General features: G+C 46.3%; 5 protein-coding genes. 4 read left to right on the top strand and 1 reads right to left on the bottom strand.

The features are described 5' to 3' along the window. Both DDZ15_RS05095 and DDZ15_RS05090 read left to right on the top strand, forming a co-directional pair. A partial coding sequence (locus tag DDZ15_RS05095; protein ID WP_146198519.1) for an Ig-like domain-containing protein occupies positions 1-1969 on the top strand: 1969 nt, incomplete at its 5' end. A 10-nt stretch (positions 1970-1979) separates the two neighbouring features. Beyond that, complete coding sequence (locus DDZ15_RS05090; protein ID WP_109645739.1) at positions 1980-2705, top strand: InlB B-repeat-containing protein; 726 nt, start codon at positions 1980-1982, stop codon at positions 2703-2705. Between the two features lie 115 nt (positions 2706-2820). On the opposite strand, the gene DDZ15_RS05085 is transcribed toward DDZ15_RS05090, so the two are convergent. Continuing rightward, positions 2821-4998 (bottom strand): Tex family protein, encoded by a 2178-nt coding sequence (locus tag DDZ15_RS05085; RefSeq protein WP_109645737.1) that lies wholly within the window; start codon positions 4996-4998, stop codon positions 2821-2823. A gap of 198 nt (positions 4999-5196) precedes the next feature. On the opposite strand from DDZ15_RS05085, the gene DDZ15_RS05080 reads away from it, so the two are divergent. Both DDZ15_RS05080 and DDZ15_RS05075 read left to right on the top strand, forming a co-directional pair. Beyond that, positions 5197-6912, top strand: a complete 1716-nt coding sequence (locus tag DDZ15_RS05080; RefSeq protein WP_146198518.1) for a hypothetical protein — start codon at positions 5197-5199, stop codon at positions 6910-6912. 22 nt (positions 6913-6934) lie between these two features. Further along, on the top strand, positions 6935-19078 hold the full coding sequence (locus tag DDZ15_RS05075) for a hypothetical protein (protein WP_109645733.1): 12144 nt from the start codon (positions 6935-6937) through the stop codon (positions 19076-19078). The last annotated feature ends 7 nt before the right edge of the window (positions 19079-19085 follow it).

Genomic DNA, 19085 nt, shown 5'->3' with positions numbered 1-19085 from the left:
TGCAACAGGCACCGTGACCATTGCTGTGGAGAACCAGCCTCCGGTTGCCAACGATGATAGTTACACAACACGGCCGGGCACAGATTTGATTGTGGATGCTGCCACCGGCCTGCTGGCCAATGACACGGATCCCGATGGGGACCCGCTTACCGTGCAGTCGATCGAAGCCCCGGTAAACGGGGTAATAAATATTGCCACCGACGGGTCATTCGAATACACACCGGACGCAGGGTTTGCAGGTACCGAAACCCTCACGTACACCATCACTGACGGGACGGCTACAGCAACAGGAACCGTGACCATTGCTGTGGAGAACCAGCCTCCGGTTGCCAACGATGATAGTTACACAACACGGCCGGGCACAGATTTGATTGTGGATGCTGCCACCGGCCTGCTGGCCAATGACACGGATCCCGATGGGGACCCGCTTACCGTGCAGTCGATCGAAGCCCCGGCTAACGGGGTAATAAATATTGCCACCGACGGGTCATTCACATATACACCGGATGCAGGATTTGCAGGTACCGAAACCCTCACGTACACCATCACTGACGGGACGGCCACAGCAACAGGCATCGTGACCATTGAAGTGAATGATCCAACACCTACGTCCATCACGGTAAGTGTTCAAAATGGAAGCCCTCGTATAACATGGAATACCGGATCAGGTGGTACACCACCCGATATCAATGTTTACAGGGGGAACTCTGCTTCTGCGCTGGAACTCGTTGAGACGTTAACAGGCGGTGAAACCGAATACGTGGATTCACAGGCTCCGGCCGGACCATTGTTCTATGCCGTTACCGCTGTAGCAGCTGGTGAGGAATCGAATTTTTCCGAGGTGGCTGCCTTTTTCAGTGAACGTTTTAAAGCGGGAGCTGAATGGCAGCTTCTGAGCCATCCGGTGAGTACGGTAAGCCTTAACGCATCAGGTGCACTTGTTTACGGGTTTAACCGGGTCTATCAGTCCGTTAGTGAACTTCAGTCCGGAACCGGTTACTGGGTTAAGAGCGATACACCTATTGAACTGCCCGTAGCCGGCCAGGGAGCAACCTCAGTAGAATTTGAGCTGGTTCAAGGCTGGAACCTGATCGGAGCCCCCTCAGGATCCATACAGGTTTCGGAACTGGAGGATCCCGGATCGATTCTAACGGCGACTCCGGTCTATCGGTATGTGAATGGTGATTATGAGACGGCACCGGAAATGACGGCCGGGTTGGGACACTGGATATTTGCAGAACAGGCAGGTACGGTTACGGCTTCTGTAAACCTTACACCGCAAACGGCTGCCGGAACCGTCCAGCCAGTAGCCGGAAGGGTAGAGGAGGAGCCGCGCAACAGGTTGATCGCCTCACAAAATGGTCATATGGAAGAGATCCTCTTACTGGAGTCTCCAATGACAAGGGAACAGGAGTATCGGTTTATGAAGCCACCTCTGGCTCCGGATCCAACTCTCGATTTAAGAACGGATCACCAGCTTTCTGCGGCCGACAGAGCCATTACAGAACTGCAGCTTGTATCCGAGTCCTGGCCTGTAACCCTGAAATTTGAGAGTGATTATCAGAATCCCGGAGCTGTCCGGATTCACCTGGAGGATGAAGATGGGACACGAACAACAAGGGAGTTGACGGATGGTGATGCACTCACACTGGAAAATACGCATCGTTACCTGGCTGTCGAATTGATCGCATCTGATGAAATGATCGTTGAGACGGCACTGGAGCCGGGTTATCCGAATCCTTTCAATCCAACAACCAACATTCGGTACAGGCTGGCACAGCAGGCTGATGTTACCGTTGAAGTGTATGATACAGGGGGAAGACGGGTGGCAACGCTGGTCAGCCGGCAGCAGCAGGCCGGAACCTATACCGTGCCCTTTAATGCATCTAACCTGGCTTCCGGCATCTACTTTGTTCGTATGAGGGCAGGATCCGTGACAAATATTCAGAAACTGACACTCATCAAATAAGGGCTGAATCATGAAAACTTCGTATCTCATTGCAATACTCTTCGGAACCTTGTTAACATTTTCAACAGGGTGCGGCACCACCGACTCGGGGGGAGGAGACGATAATCCGCCGGAAACGACTACTTACACGCTCTCCACAAGCGTGTCACCACAGGGCGGAGGCAGTGTAACCCCTTCCTCCGGCACATTCGATGAGGGTACAAATGTGTCTGTTGAAGCCACAGCAAATGAAGGGTGGATATTCGATTCATGGTCTGGAGATATTCAGTCCACTGATAACCCGCTGAATTTCAGCATTACATCCAACACCACCCTCACTGCGAATTTTACTGATATCAGCTCCAGTTATATAGTAGATATAGCTGCAACCAATGGACCGGATCAGATAGATCTTCGCATTGGCCAGCAGCAAACTCCCGAATCAGTAGAGGCCCCTCCGGTTCCGCCTCCGGGTGCATTTTACGTCTGGCTATTCAGGGAAGGTGAAAACTATTTTACCGATATTCGCAGCCGGACGCTCACACAGGTGAGCTGGCAAATCAACCTGGAGTCCGGTGATGAGAGTAACCTGATCACACTGGAGTGGGCAACGGATGTTGTTCAGGCTGACGGAACACTTGTATTGACGGATCAGGCGGGTAGTTTTACGGTAGATATGTTCACCGAAACCAGCTACGAAATCGATACCAGCCAGCTGAATGTGGTATTTATCGAATATGAATTACAGGTAGAATAAAATATAAGGGGTACCGCAGAGTCGCGGAGGGCGCAAAGGTGTTTTGACAGTTTCCACAACTTAGAAAGAGCAAAAAGATAAGCTCCACGTCCTCAGCGTCTCTGCGGTGATAATTTTACACCAAAGAAAGACCAATTCGTCCGCGTTCAGCGTCGATGTTTGTAATTTCAACATTGATGATATCACCCACCGAAACAACATCATGCGGATCACTGATGCGCTCCCTGCCTTTACTCATCTGTGAGATATGAAGCAGACCGTCCTGTTTCACGCCGATATCCACAAAAGCACCGAAATCGACCACGTTTCGTACGGTGCCTTCAAGCTTCATGCCTGATGAGAGATCTTCCATTTTCATCACATCCTGACGCATAAGCGGCTTGGGCAGCGACTCTCTCGGGTCACGTCCCGGTTTTTGCAGGTTTTCGATAATCAGTTCAAGTGTGGGCATGCCGATTCCGAGCCGGTTCGCGACATCCGATATATCGATAGAGCTCAGTGTTGTTTCGATCTTCTCTTTCTGATCGGATAGGTTGTCAATGTCAATTCCAAACAGATTGCACAGATTTTCAGTAGCCCCATAACTTTCCGGATGGATGGCGGTATTGTCGAGAGGGTGATCTCCGTCCGGAATACGCATAAACCCGGCAGCCTGCTGAAAGCGGAAGTCGCCTACACCACTGATCTCTTTAATTTCCTCACGGTTTTTGAACCTTCCGGCGGTTTCGCGATGCTCTATGATATTTCGGGCTACAGAACGGCTTAGTCCGGAGATATGCGTCAGGAGCGATGAACTGGCGGTATTCAGGTTTACGCCCACTTCATTTACGCAGCTCTCAACCACATCGTCCAGTTTTTTTGATAAATTTGACTGGTTTACATCGTGCTGATAGAGACCCACACCTATGGATTTGGGGTCAATTTTGACCAGTTCAGCAAGTGGATCCTGTACGCGGCGCGCGATGGATATATTTCCCCTTTGTGAAGCGTTCAAATCCGGAAACTCTTCCCGTGCAACTGCTGATGCTGAGTAGACAGAAGCACCGGCCTCGCTGATGATGAGATAGCTCAGCTCCTCATCCGGCCTGGAATCCTTTCTATCGCGGATCACGTCTGCAATAAATTGTTCCGTTTCCCGGCTGCCCGTTCCGTTACCGATGGCAATCAGAGTCACACCGTGTTTGTCGATCAGCCGGTTAACCACCTTTGCGCTTTCCGAAATCTTATTCTGAGGCGGTGTGGGAAAGATCGTGGTTCCTTCGAGGTAAGCCCCCGTCTCATCAATGATAGCCACCTTGCAACCTGTGCGGAACGCGGGATCAATACCCATCACAATATGATTTTTCAAAGGCGGCTGAAGCAGCAGGTTTCTGACGTTGGTGGCAAAGGTGGCAATGGCATGCTCATCCGCGGCTGCAGTGAGTTCATTGCGCAGTTCCCGTTCGAGAGAGGGTATCAGCAGCCGTTTGTAGGCATCCTCAACGGCATCCTGAAGATAGGGTGTAAAAATACTCATGTCATCGGTAATCACAAGATCATCCAGGCTGTCAAGAGTACGGCCGGTATTCAGCTCAAGGTTCACAAACAGCACATTTTCCCGTTCACCGCGGTTAAGGGCAAGAACCTGGTGCGGTTTGATATGGCGAACCGGTGTTACGAAATCATAATAAATTTCAAAATTGGTTCTTTTTTCAACCACCGGATTTTTCTTCGATTTCAGAAGAGCGTGTTTTCGGATGATTGTTCGCAGACGATCACGAAGTTCTACCGACTCATTGATCCATTCAGCAACAATATCTAGCGAAGCTGTAAGTGCGGTTTCAGCATCGGGTAGTTCATGCTCTTCGCTGATATATTCTTTTGCATATTCAAGAGGATTGCCATGGGTTATATTCTGTTCCCAGATAAGTTTTGCAAGCGGTTCGAGCCCTTTCTCTTTGGCCATGTCACCGCGGGTTTTGCGTTTTTTCTTATAGGGCAGATAGAGATCCTCCAGTGTTTTCAGATCGCTGCACTGTATAATTTCCTCCTTCAGCTCCGTGGTAAGCTTGTCCTGCTCTTTGATTGCCTTGAGTATGGTTTTTTTCCGCTCCTCGAGCGTTCTGTGAAACTCAATCCGGTCACGAACCTCCCGAAGCTGCTCTTCATCCAGCCCGCCCGTAGCTTCCTTGCGGTATCGGGCCAGAAAGGGTATGGTTGCACCTTCATCAATTAAACCTGCTACGGTTGAAACCTGTTTAGGCGCGAGAGAGAGCGCAGATGCAATGTGGCTGAAAATCTGGGTATCGGTCATTCAGTAAATCCTCTATAGAACGAATTAATATCTGATTGGTGAGCGGATAAAGAAACGGGTTTAACATGTCTGTTTCAATTTCTGATGAGGCTAAGCGCGCTGAATGGAAAAAAAATCGAATTCAATGATACAATTGGTATCTGAAGTACGCTTATAGAAATGAAGCCATAAATAATGGAGGGTAGAGGTTTGCAAATAGTGTGCAAATTAAATGTTGGTCTTTTTTGGGGTGTTTTGCTTGCAGCAGTTTCATTCAACGCTGCTTCGGCGCAAAACGGACTCTTTTCGGGTACGGACCGTATTTCTGCAGGGGGCAGCATAGGCCTCACGGCAAGCGCGTATGCCGTTGACGGTATTGAAAACCGCCGCCCGCCGGGTATGATACAATCGACGGCCAACCTTAACTTTTCACTTTTCGGGTTGAGCTCCGGGCTCAATATGTTCTACTCTACAGACGACAGCGGTTTCCGTCAGAATATGAATGCATTTCGTTACAACGCCTCCTGGAAATGGGTCACCGTTCAGGTAGGAGATATCAATTCACGGTTTTCTCAGTATGGATTAAACGGTGCCACGGTTAGAGGCGGATACGTTAAGCTAAATCCGGGAAAATTCCTCTTTGAAGCGGTGGGAGGCCGCTCGCAGAGAGCAGTAAAGCCCAGTGTAGAGACCGGCTTCAGGGAACCTTCATTTGAACAGTGGGCGTACGGAACAAAAATAGGCTATGGCTCCGGTTCAGGCTCCTACTTTCATCTGAGTACATTTTACGCCATCGACAGCAGAGACCTGGATGACACTAACGGCGTACTGGAGATCAATCCGCAGGAAAACCTCACCGTAACCCCTGATTTTCAGGTTCAGTTTTTTGACGGACGCTTTACACTTGCCAGTCAGGTAACCACGTCGATCTTTACGCGGGATATCAACAGCGAATACATTCCTTATAACGAAATCCCCCTGCCTTCTTTCTTTGAAAATATTTTTAAACCGCGATCGAGCAGCAGAATCAACTTTGCCGGATTAGCCGATGCCACTCTGACCCTCGACATGTTTAATATGACCCTGGGGTATGAGCGCGTGCAGCCGGGTTTCGAGTCACTGGGCAGAGGACGCAGCAGGGATGATTTTGAAAAAGTGAGCGTGAATCCAGTCGTTCGTCTGCTGGGTAACCGTCTGAACATCAATTCCAGCTTCTCATACGGCCGCGATAATCTTCTCGGTAACAGGCTTCAGACCCAGAACAATATCAACGCAGGAACGAGCATACAAATGCAGGTCACAGATCGTTTTACGCTCAGCACCACATACAACCTGCTTCTCATTGATGTAAACCCCGCATCCGGCTCTGAAGATATCATAGGCGGCTCACAAACCCAGTCATCACACAATGTTTTGCTGCAGCCGGGATACTCTATTCTTTCGGGCAGCTATTCGCACAATATCACGCTTAATGCAGGATATCTTTCCATCGACAGCCAATTTGGCGGAAATCAGCAGGGGGTGAGTGATTTTTCGTCCTACTCTCTCACAGGTGGCCTGAACTACTCGGTAAGCCTTCCGAACGGACTTACACTAACCTCATCCGGAAATTACCTCACCAACAGCTCGGATGGCCTCGAAATAGATAATTTTGGTGTGAATCTGGGCAGCAGCTACTCACTATTCAGCAGAAGTTTAACGCTGAGTGCGAATGCCGGCATCAATTTTAACAATACGCAGAGAGAGTTGCCCGCTGGAGATTCAGTAACGGCAAAATTACAACAGATTACCGGCAGCCTGAATGCACAATACCGATTAACTGCCCGTGACTCATTCTCACTAAGGCTCCGCACCAGAACCAACCGAAGTACATCCGGAGCGGGACGTGAATTCAGTGAGCTTGAAGGAAGCTTTCAATATCAGAGAAGTTTTTAAACCCTCAGATTAACAGACCTGAATGAACTTTTTAACAAAACATAGCAACGCACTTATCCGGTTTGCCGGAATCGCTGTTATCGTGCTTCTAAGCCTTTTTAATACCAACGGAGCGGTTGCACAAAGTTCCACGCAGGTTACCATCATTGGTGTGCCGCCGGTTCTTTCTACACCTTTTACGGATGATATTCGAAACAACTTCGAAAACGGTCAATATCAGGTTATTCTGAATTATTCCGGCTTTAGTACGGTGCCTGTGGATTTTGTGTTCGATTTTGCACTCAGCAGAAATGGGCGGGAACTGATACGGATCACCTCTGCGCCCATCGCCTTTACACCAGGAAGCTATGTGTTCTCCTCCTTTTTTGAAGAGATTCAGTTTCGCGAGACCGCTGATGAAATTTTGAGCGGACTGGACAGCGAGCTGACCAATCAGCTGATTCAAACCGGTGCCATTCCGGAGGGTAATTATACCGTTGAAATCACCGCAAGGCCTTTTACCCAGCAGAGCGGCATTGTAACGGTTCCCGGAAGAGCTATGTTTTCGGTTCGATACCCGACCCCGCCCATCCTTGTATCCGTTCCGGACGGTGCAAATGTAACCATGGATACACCAACATTTTCATGGACACCCGTTGTGAGTTCCATCGGAGGTACGTTTGAATATGATATTCTCCTGGTTGAGGTCTTTCCTGAGCAGACCCCATTTCAGGCCCTTAACAGCAACCGTGCACATATGCAGGAAACACTTACGGGTCAGACCGTACTGCCGTACACGCTTGAATTTCTGCCGCTCGAAGAAGGAGCTACATATGCCTGGCGGGTAACGGCCCGGGATGCATTCGGGCGGATACCGCTGCAGAATGAGGGTGAAAGCGATATCTATACGTTTACCTACAGAGATGAAACCTCCGAACCGATTATCACCGACCTTGAGGAGCTGGAATCAATCACGCTGGTGCCGGGTTTTGCGGAGCTGGTGGAGCTGGAAGGCCTGGATGTAACCGAAACGGGTTCCTATTATGAATTGAATGGTGATGCTGTTTTAAATTTAAACTTCAACTACACGGATGCTGTACGGGGGCGTATATCCGTTCGTAATCTGAGAATCCAAAAAGGTTCACTGGATAATCCGATTGTTATGGGAGGCGCTCTATCGGGAAGAGGCGATTTTATCTCACAGACATTGGATCAAAATGAAATTGAAGTTGAAGTGGATCTGGTGGAGTGGGTTTTCGGTGAAAATTTCAATGTTTCAGTTTCAGTCCGTACTCCTGACGGACGTCAATTTGAGGCATCTCAACAGCTGGCCCTAACGGCATCAGGTATCCAGGGAACCCTCAATATCACAAACGAGGATTTATTCACATTCTCGGATGAATATGCCGAATTTGGCGTTAATGAATTAACTATAAGTTTCCCTGAATTTTCAATATCAGGCAGGGGGTATGCAAAATTATTTGGAAATGAAGAGATCTGTTCGGTAAATGGTTTCTCTGTTGAAAATGGTGAAATAAGGGCACTGCTTTTTTGTGAGGATTACGGATCCATCAGTCTGGGCGGAAACGAGGACATCGCGCAGTTAAATTTTGATCAATTTTCAGGAGAAATTGTTGCCGGTCTGTCTGGCAATACCCTGGGATATGATTTGGAGATTACTCTTTCTGCCGGTTTGAAAAACACAACCGGCAGTTACTGTGGAGTTGAATCCATTTTGGGTTTAAATGAAAATGAAGGCCTTTCCACGATTTCAAGCAGATATGATTGCTCAGTACCTGAGCCAACCATTTCACTTGGTTTTATTGAACTCGAGATGGTTGAAGCGCAGATGAACGAAATTTCGTTCAACCCAGAAACCAATGAGTGGAATTTTGAACTCCAGACAGATCTAAAAATCCATGTACCGGTTTTTGATTCATGGACATCCGCCATTATAGAAGATATACGAATTGATAACAGGGGAGTTCATTTTGAAACCATTCAGCTGGGTACCGGTAATATACCACTTCCGCAGTATGTAGATAGGGATTTGAATATTGCATTATCCCGGTTCGAAATTAATCAATCTGTTTTTCCACTGTTTGATTGGGATGAGTCGGGGCCGGGTCCCTGGGATGTTGAATTCGAAGGAGTAATAGAAGTTGCTTCTGACAGCGATTATCCTGCATGCTTGATTGGTAAAACCATTGAATTCCAGGGTGGTCAAGTTAGTGATATGGAAGTTTTTGCCCGTATTGTAGCTGAAAATCTCGAGAATTGCCGGGCAGATCTGGGTGAGAGTCTGAGTGTAAGCATCAACCGGGTATCGGGCAGAATTGGAGCTCAGTTTTATCCTGACGGCTCTTATGAGACTCTGACGGAAGTCAATATTGACGGAAACCTTCAACTCAGTGAACCTTTCATTTGTGATACAAACGAATCGGGGTTGGTTGATGTAAGCAGTCTTAATATTGCGGGCGGGTTAAACGGAGTAGTGGAAAATGTTGTGCCTGATTGTGAAGTACAGATCGGGCCATTATCAGCTATCGTGACTGATTCAAGAATTGAGTTCTCAAAAGATGATTTAAACCCTCAAGAGGCAGTCTTACTAGCTGATGCTGAAATTAACTTTTTGAATGGCTCTTCATTTGAGGGGACATTTGCTCTGGATCTCATTTCAGGAGAGTTTCTATCGGTAAGTTTTGATATGGATGAACCTTTCGATTGGTATATACCCACTGAAGATGAGCCGGTTATGGTTTTCCGTATTAGTAGTGCCAGCCTTGATGAAAACGGTCTAAATATTGATGGCAGAAATGAACTGCTGCTTGAAAACGACACTACAATCGGCACAACTTTTGATAACCTGCAAATTGACTTAGAGACGCTACAAATTACGAGCGGGCGTATCATATTTGATGAATCATTCGCGCTTGCCGGAGGTATTGATCCGGTGGAGAATACGGTAAACTTTAAAGCTGTTGAAGTTGGCAGTGAATTTACCGATGACCCTGGTATATATGTTGAGTTGGGAGGTACTATCATTATCGACAGTTCCGGAATGACTGTGTCGGGTGACGGAAATGCAATTGTTAACTATGCAGGTGAAAGTTATGGAGATCTTACGGTTGTTGAATTTTCAGATGATTTTAGTTTAAGTCTGTTTCCGTTTAAAGTAGGCAGCGGTCGGGCTAACCTTCTATATCAGGGTTCTGTGTTTGCATATCTGGACCCGGACGGCTTTCATCCTGCTCCGGGTTTCTTTGCTGATCTTCTCATTCCGGACGTGCTGCCATTGCCAAGTGAAAGCATTGCATATCTTGAACTCAGGAGAGATGATCAGCTTTTGGTTAATGTTACCGAAAATGAGGATGGCAATTATGTTTTGGCATCAATTCCAAATGAACCTCTTTCGATTTATGTACCTGCACTAAATCCTGCAGATCCGCCCGTACTTTCCGATATAACACTTCAAAACGTTGTGATATCGGCTGATCCAACAAATCCACAGGTTCTTGAAGGAACTATATATGCGGATGTGCCCACAGATAATTCACTATTTGATCTGAATGACAGAAATGTTCCGTTGACGGTGGAACAGGTATTTTTTGGAACCCGGATGGTAGATGGAAATCCGTTAACTGCGTTTTATTTACTCGGAAATCTTCATCTCTTTGATGAAACTGTAAATTCATCAGACCAAACAGCTGAGTTCTATTTTCAAAATGACGGTTATCTGCGCGCCAATCTGTCTCTTGCGCAGTTAAACCAAAGAATTTCACTTCTGCCTGATAACACTGTTCAATTACGAATTGACCAGGTTACCGGTACTTTTCAAATTCCGGAAGCTTTTTCAACACCTGTTTATGATTTCAATATCGCTGGAGGGCTTGAGATAAATAGTGATGGAATTAGTGATAATGGTGCGGATTTAAGCCTCAGAATTACAGAAAATACCTTCGATGTCACAGGTTTTAGTGGATTGGATTTTAATGAAGATGTTGGAATTGATTTCGGGGTTTTCGGAATCGATCTATATTCAATTGTTTCACTTCCGGTATTCAATTACTCCGATGAAAACGGGTTTGAATTCGCAATTTCTCTTGATCTGGACCTGACTGTTAATCCTGTATCCGGAGAGCCATTTAACTTCCCGCTTCTGGGGACTGAAATCAGGAATGATGGAATCCACATTCCTCCGCAAAATATCAATGAAAGCAGTATACCCGGGCTTAATTTACCGGAATTCAATCTGGCAGGATTTGCATTCAAACCGATTGTTCTGCAATCATCCGAAACATTCGTGTTTAACTGGGACAGCCCTGACGGATTTAACCCAAATATCTCAATGGATTTTCAATTGAAGCTTCCTGAATTCGAGGGTACAGGCTTCAATCCGCCAGATGGGTTTACGTTTCGAGATGTGTCAATCAGCAACGACGGGTTCCTGTCAGGAAGTATAACACCATTTGAGCCACTGGGTGGCGTTGAGATCGACCTGTCACCTGACGCACCGGAAAGCCCTACAATTTGGGTCAACCGAATTGAAGGCGTTCTTGAAAAATCTGACGACCAGGCAAACCCTGAGCATCTCGTCTCTATAACCGTTGATGGAGAGCTAGGTGACCTGCCCGGGTTTACCGTAGATGACCCTCAATCTTGTGTTACGAATCCCGAATTCAGTTTGAATCTGGTTGAAAGCAGATACTTCGAAGGTTCCGTTGCCAATATTCAACCATGCGGTTATCTGGGTCTTGGGCCGGTTAAAGTTCGGGCATCATCGACCAACCTGAACCTTTTCGTTTCTGAAAATTCACAAAGAGCTGAAGTTTCAGGTACAGTAATTGCAGAATTGCCGGCAGATGATGGACAAACAGATGTGTCAGTTACCGGCTCGATGACGCTTGATCTTATGACGGGAAAGATTGGGGATGGATCTCTCACCGTTAATCAGCCTTTTGGTCTGAACTTTCCCTACAGTGTATCCGAACCACTGCTTGATTTTACCGTAAACCAGGCTGTGCTCGATTCGACAGGCCTGATGCTTCAGGGTTCAGGGACTGTTGGTACGGATGAGGGTTTATCGGCTGATATTCAGTTTAATGATTTGCTTTTCGGTTTCGAACCGTTTTCAGTTAAGAGCGGCTCGGCTAATGTTAATACAGCATTATCGTTTAATGTTGGACTTTCACCCTTCTCCCTGAGTATCAGAGATATCGATACTACACCACTTTCGGATAACTCGATAAGGATTGATCTTTTATCAGGTTTCGAGATCAATCAGGCTGGGCTATCATTGACAGGTTCATCCACTTCTGCAATCCGATTTGGCGGCCAGGATTATGGTCCGCTTCAAGTAGAGTATTCAGATGGTTTTACAGTCTCTGCTGAGGGTTTTGGTGTTGTTGCCGGGAGAGCTGAATTCTTTGATGATTCCGGTCCGGAACCAGCTGCAGAACCTTTGGCCATTCTCGATCAGTCTGGCTTCAGCCTGGGCGCCGATGTGCTTACATTCCTTCCCGACAGGCTTCTGCTGCCGTCAGAAAATGTTGCATATGTCGATATAAAAGATGACCAAGGCAACCTTTTGGTTGACCTTTCACAAAATGAATCGGGAGGAGGCTATGTGGTTCAAACGAACGGAACACCATTGGAGCTGGTACTAGCATCTGTTCGCGACAGTAACAACGACCCCGTAGCGGTTGACATTGAGTTTGATGTGACAACCGACGATGCCTACAATATTACAGGGGGTTCCATAACTTTGCAGAGCAATGTAGACCTGGAGTCTATGGTAAATTTGCCCCTCAGCATTACGAGTTTGGAATATGCAAACAGGGGGTCAGGTATGAGGCTCTACGCGGACATAAAAGCTGATCTGCCCGCTGTGTTGAACAACGCCGATGTCACTGCAAGTGTTGTGATTTCAGAAACCGGCCTGGAATCCGGAATTGTAGAAGTCGGTACATATTCAACCTCCTATAATCCTTCGATAATACCGCTCTATACATTTTCACACTCCGGTACGATAGATCAGAGTATGGAAACGGATATCTTTGAAGCTTCCCTGCTAGGTCTGCAGCTGGAAATTGGAAGCACCAGTATGGGAATATCAGGAACACTGTCAAGCAGCCTGGTAATTGATGAATCGGCGGGCGACATGCCTCTTTTCTTTACGTCGTCCTACACAGCAGGTGAATGGACTTTTAACATAGATCCGGGTAGCCTGGCAGATGAATTGAACTTTGGACAGGCATCATTAACGCCCGATCAGCATAACGGTTTCGGTATTTACTCGGATGCCACTCAGTTTTACTTCTCGATCAATGGAATTGTATCATTTGAACGTATTCTGGGAGAACCGCTGGATATCAGTATCACCGATCTTGAAATCGGCATTAACGATCTGAACTCCAATCCTTCTCTCCATTTTGATTTGGGGGGTGTAGCCGGATCTCTTCAGGATCAGACATTTTCACTTTTTGACGGTGCATTCTCCGGAGTCATCAATCAACCGACAATTGTATTAAGTGGCCGTACACTGGGAATCTCTTCTTCAACCGGAACGGTAACATTTCTGCAAACTGATATCGACTACGAAAATTTACTTCTTGATACAGATGGCGGGTTTCAATTCGGCAGTTTTAATACAGGCAGCATCGATCTGATTGAAAATTATATCTCATTGGAATCCCTCTCACTTGTAAATAACAACGGATTGCAGCTCGACGCCGATTTATCCGTCACATTACCTGCACCTGTAAGCAGTTCCGCTATGTCGACAATCAGTATCTACAGGGATTCCGCTGATCAGGTTGTGGTAGATATCGGTGAACCTCAATTTGATCTTAATCAGCAATTTGCGCTGGGTGAGTTTGGATATTTTCAGCTGAAAAAAATTGGAGCTGATATTGATCCGTATGACTGGAGTCAATCGGGAATATATGCCAATGCGGTCGTTGTACAGAATGGTAAAACAGATCCCATCCTCTATTTTGGAGAGGATTCGAGCTTTCCAGGCAATCCCGGAATTGGTATTTATCCCGGCCAGCAACAGCCTGTTGAGTTTAATGTAACGGGCAATGTCGGTTTTTCTTTTGACGTGAATGTACTTACCGTCGCCGTCAATTTTGATCAGGTTACTGCATCCGAAAGCGGGTTTGAAGTAACTTTTAATGGTACGGCCAGCCTGAACCTGTCAGGCCTGAGCGGAAGCCTCGGCTACCAGGGTTTTACGGTTAATCAGGAGGGAGTATCCGACGTGGGTAATCTGTCCGGAACCGGTTCTATTGATATTTTGGGAATTGCAAGCCTGTCTCTTGGCCAGTTTCACTATATATCCAACCCACAGGGAGAGCAAATTACGCTGAAGGATACATCCAAGAAAGGCCCTGACGAGATTGATACAAACTCAGATGAGGTTCCGGGTAAGCAAATCTCCGTTGTAGAACTTCTCTGTTTCGGCCCTTGCCCGGTGGGAGTTGAAGGAAGCAGTGATAATGCCGCCCTGGAGTTATCAATCGGTGCCGATGCAAACAGTGATTCCGGATTCAAGGCCGGGGTTCAGAGCGTGTTTATGTACGAGACGACGGATGGCGAAAAATTACTGTCAATTGAAGGTTTTATCGTGAATATCGATGAGTTTTTCACCATGACTGCCAGTCTTAATTACATGAAGGATGAAAACCAGAATTTTCTTCTGCGTGCAGCTGCAACTGCCACATTTAATCTTGGCGGAACAACGGCCAGTGCTATGGTTGCAGGTAAGTTTGCAAGCATTGGAGGAGAGTCAAGTTACGGCCTTTTTGTAGCTGTCTCATCCAGCGTAGGAATTCCAATTGTTCCGGGAGTGATTGATCTGACGGGTGCAGGAGGCGGGTTCTTTTACCGGCCGGATACTGAAGATTTGCAAATGGTTGAAACAGCTCTGGCGGGTTTCGGATACAATCTGGTGAGCCCGGATGCACTTCCTGAGAGGGACGACATACAGTTTGCAGTGATGCTCTACGCAAGCATGGGAATTGCGGGTGGCGCGAGTAATTATATGATTGAAGGGTCAACTTTCTTGCGTATCACTAACAAAAACTTTTATATGGATGCCCGCGGTACGGTATTACAGATGGATGGAGAGGGCATTGCCAGGGCAAGGGTTGATGCATCCTTTTACTTTGGAATGCAGAGAGATCCGTTCTTTATGATGGGTGGTGTTGCTGTGAATATGAATATACCGGGTGCGGTTAGCGGAAGCGGAACGATTGAATTTTTCCTGAAAGAAGAAACGCCTGAAAACCTTTGGGGTATTATAGGGGACATCGATTTTTCTGTAATGGGTGGAATCCTTGAGGGGGACGGTGAATTTTTGGCAGCCAATATGGGATTCCTGGTTGAAGTCAGCGTCGGTTTTGAAGTTGGTATTCCCGTCATTTCGGTTAAAAGTCAGGTTACCGGTTCTGTCTGGCTGATCACAGATCCCAATTTCAGCATGCCTTTTGGAGCATATGTAGTATTTGAAGCAAGTGCATGCGCTTTTATCTGTATTGAAGTTGAGGCAAAAGCTGCTTTTGTTGTGTATCAGCCGATAGGTTTTGAATTATATGCTGCGATCAAGGGATGTGTCGATCTTTGGATAGACAAAGCGTGTCTGTCTGCCTGGGCTTCCATACGAGACGATGGCATTAGTGGTGGAATCGGGCCCGGCAGCCATAATGATCTCATTTCAAAGGCCAAGGCTCAGCGAGACCAGTTCAGGGCAAAAATTGAAGAGATGAGAAATCAGATACAGGCAGCCAAGGATGCGCTGAATCAGCCTCCACCTTTTCAAGGTTTTGACTATAGTGACGAAGATGTACGAAAGGCGGGAGCCAACATCTATGCTTCAACACTTCAGGAGCGAAACATTATTTATGGAAGAATTCAGGATAATGTTGAAAGGACTCAGTTTAACACAATTCCAACCCAGTTTGACAATCTCATAAACAATGTTCTTTTAGCTCCCAGAAGCCATCAGAATTTGAATAGCCACGAACTACTATCGCCTGATATCGCAAAGGTTAATCTGGAACAAGCCATTACGGTTGCATCAAACTTATCAGATCAAGTAAATCCCAGATTGGCAACAGGGCTCGAAACATCTATTGAGTTTCTGAATGAAGCCGAAAATCAGTTCGATGATTTGATGAATGCGATGAGCGAATCACCGGTTTCAAATGTGTACCGGCCTGTTCCCTCCACCAATGTTCAGGCAGCTCCATCCTTTCAGGTAGATGGAACCCTTGCTGCCAATCAATCTCAGGTTACTGAAGATCTTAAAGAAGAAATTGATAAACTGGATCAACAGTTCAGAGAAAGCATAGCTGCTGTTGAACAAAATCTTGCCGAAATGCATGGTCTTTTGGCAACTGATTTCGAACCGGCACAATCAGATGGTGAAAAAGCCACTGTCATACCGGGAGTAAATGTACTTGCCGAACAGTATGCTCATGTCCTCAACTTAATGGAAAAATATTATGCCAATGAAGCCAATATGAGATGGCTGGAATGGAACTGGGCAAGAAATCTAAGAACTACGGTAATAAATAATAGTAGTTTAATACAATCAGGAATTCAGACACTCAACAGCAATTTTAATTCTGCGTTGTACAATCGAAATAGTGATTATAGCAGCTATTCAAATCAGGTTTATAGTGTGGTTCAGCGGTATCATGCACTCTTAAGATATAAAGATGGGAACATGCTTCTACGAATTCCGCCTCCAAGTCAAGGTCCTCAGGATGTAAGGGAGAGTTATACCAGACTATTAAATCCAAATTGTGAAAACACTAACTCCTTAACATGTATCACGGATGAAGCGGCAAGATTAAACAACAGTTTTTGGTATGATATGCACGAATGGGGACTGGAAGAGTACGCCTCTACCGCTTCAAGGACAGTAGTGAATGAAGTTGTTCCCGCTCATAATCAGCTTAAACAATCGCTAACCGAAGCACATAAAAACTTCACTCAAATTCTGGATCAGTTTTACACAAACAAAGCATCTCTTACAGCGATTTTGTACAACATTCTCGATAACTATGTTAGCTGGAATCAATCAGTGAATCCTGATGGTACATCTGAACCAAGCGATATAGATGCCTATCAGCTTCGACTGGCTGAATTATCGGATGAACTCGTTCCACCACAGATAACCGGTGTCACAGTGGACCCGAGCAGGCCGGTACACTCTTATGAACGATTCTACAATACTACTGCCATTGATTGGAATGCCACTCATCCTGTGGGTATTGTAGAGAATAGCATTGATGTAAAACAATTTGAGGATGACACAGACATTTCGGTGGGTATTAATGATTATCTCTCGGTTGGAGAAAACAATTCAATCACAATTTATCCATACAAACGGGCACACCCAAGATCAGCAAACCCAAGTCAGGCTGAAATAGAATTTTACAACACGCGTACAATCAATTTTGGTGTCCGTGTAAGGGGATATGCCGGGAATACCGCCATTCGCCGTGCAATATTTGATGTGGATGTGGGACCGGGTGGAAATACGACCGGCAAGGGTACTGACGTACTGCCGGTAACGCAACTGAGGCCAGATAAGCCAACGCTGTACCTGAGCTCTTTCTATGAAAAAACGACATCATCAATGCTGGTGCCCATTTCTGACGGTAGCCCCTTTGGTTTTGAACTTCAGGATGTTGACAGATACTGGACGAGTGACCCAAGCAGTATCAGGATGCAAGTATTGGCTCACGATTCTGAAACCGGGATTTCCACTTATGAATATGCAGTTGGTTCAACAAAGGGAGCCACTGATATTGTGGAATGGACGGAATTGCAGGGTGAAAGAAACTTTTATGCGTACATGCCTTCATCTGAAATGGTTGGCAATACGCGCTTCCTGAATATGGTGGAGGGTGCCCCTTACTATGTTAGCGTGCGTGTAATAAATGGTGCCGGAGCAGTGAGTGATCCGTTTGAGTCACCGGCTGCAGTTATTTACGATAGCACGCCACCCACTGATCCCGGAATTACGTTTGTGGCCGCTCCATTCATAATGCCAATGTACCTGTATGGTTATACGACACCCGTTGATCCGGTACTTGAAACTGTACCACCTTTAAATATAAGCTCAGATGAAAAAGAATCCTGGACTGATTCTGCAACACCCAAAGTTAATGCGTACTGGTCAGAATCAACTGATTCGGAATCGGGTTTGATGCGCTATGAGTATATCATAACGGATTCAGTGGCCGCTTCGATAGAAGAGTTCACACCATATGCAGCAAGAGAAACAATGGACTTGCAGGCTGAGTACTTCGGACCGATGTTGCCTGATTATGACACGGAAGTCTTCATCCATGTGAGAGCCTTGAACAATGCAGGCATGTCAAGCGAGATCTACTCGATTGGTCCTCTGAAAGCCAGGGATACGACGGGCCCCAATGTGGGAAGAATGCAGGCTATGATCGGGTATGACAGAATTGGTATGTATCTAACAAAATTGCCATACGATCCGGAAACAGACCTGCTGGGCATTCAATACGCGGTCGGGACGTCTCCGGGTGCGACAGACATCCGTAGCTGGCCGCTAAATGACAGCGTGGACTTTGAATGGAATTTGTTCAAGAGTAATGCACTATACAGCCCAATACTGGGATATAAGAATACTCCGGATCGCCATTTTGAAATACCTTTCAACAAATTGCCTGTCGGTCCTACATTTTATATCAGCTATAGAAGTGTAAACGGCCAGGGAATGAAGTCCGGAGTTCGATCAACCGGTCCAATTAATCTTGATGAAACGCCCCCCTTAGCGCCGACCCTTAGCGTTAGGTATAATGGTACAGATGATGAATTGAACATCAACGTAAGCGGAATTGATGATCCGCAATCCGGAATTGAAAAAGTTGAATATTCCATTCAGTACCCGTATTACTGGATGACGCTCCAGTCATGGACTGATATGCATACACATACAGGAATCAAACACGGATCCTTTTCACTGTCCCGAGATGTGTCATTTTCAAACGGTGAAATAGAGACACCAACCAATATTACGGTGAAAGTGAGGCTCACCAACGGGGCTGGATTGCAACGAACCATCTCAAAACAAGTCTCTTTTAGCGATATTTATTACGTGTTTAAATACAATAATCCGCAATATTCATTCCCAAAATTTTAACTTTATA

It is taken from the genome of Rhodohalobacter mucosus (assembly GCF_003150675.1).
Taxonomy (GTDB): domain Bacteria; phylum Bacteroidota; class Rhodothermia; order Balneolales; family Balneolaceae; genus Rhodohalobacter; species Rhodohalobacter mucosus.
Note: the sequence above shows the minus strand (reverse complement) of the source record. Positions and strands in the feature narration are given on the sequence as shown.

What these genes read in the sequence shown, in the direction of transcription:
- DDZ15_RS05090 (WP_109645739.1), top strand. Translation starts at nt 1,980, where the DNA reads ATGAAAACTTCGTATCTCATTGCAATACTCTTCGGAACCTTGTTAACA.
- DDZ15_RS05085 (WP_109645737.1), bottom strand. Translation starts at nt 4,998, where the DNA reads ATGACCGATACCCAGATTTTCAGCCACATTGCATCTGCGCTCTCTCTC.
- DDZ15_RS05075 (WP_109645733.1), top strand. Translation starts at nt 6,935, where the DNA reads ATGAACTTTTTAACAAAACATAGCAACGCACTTATCCGGTTTGCCGGA.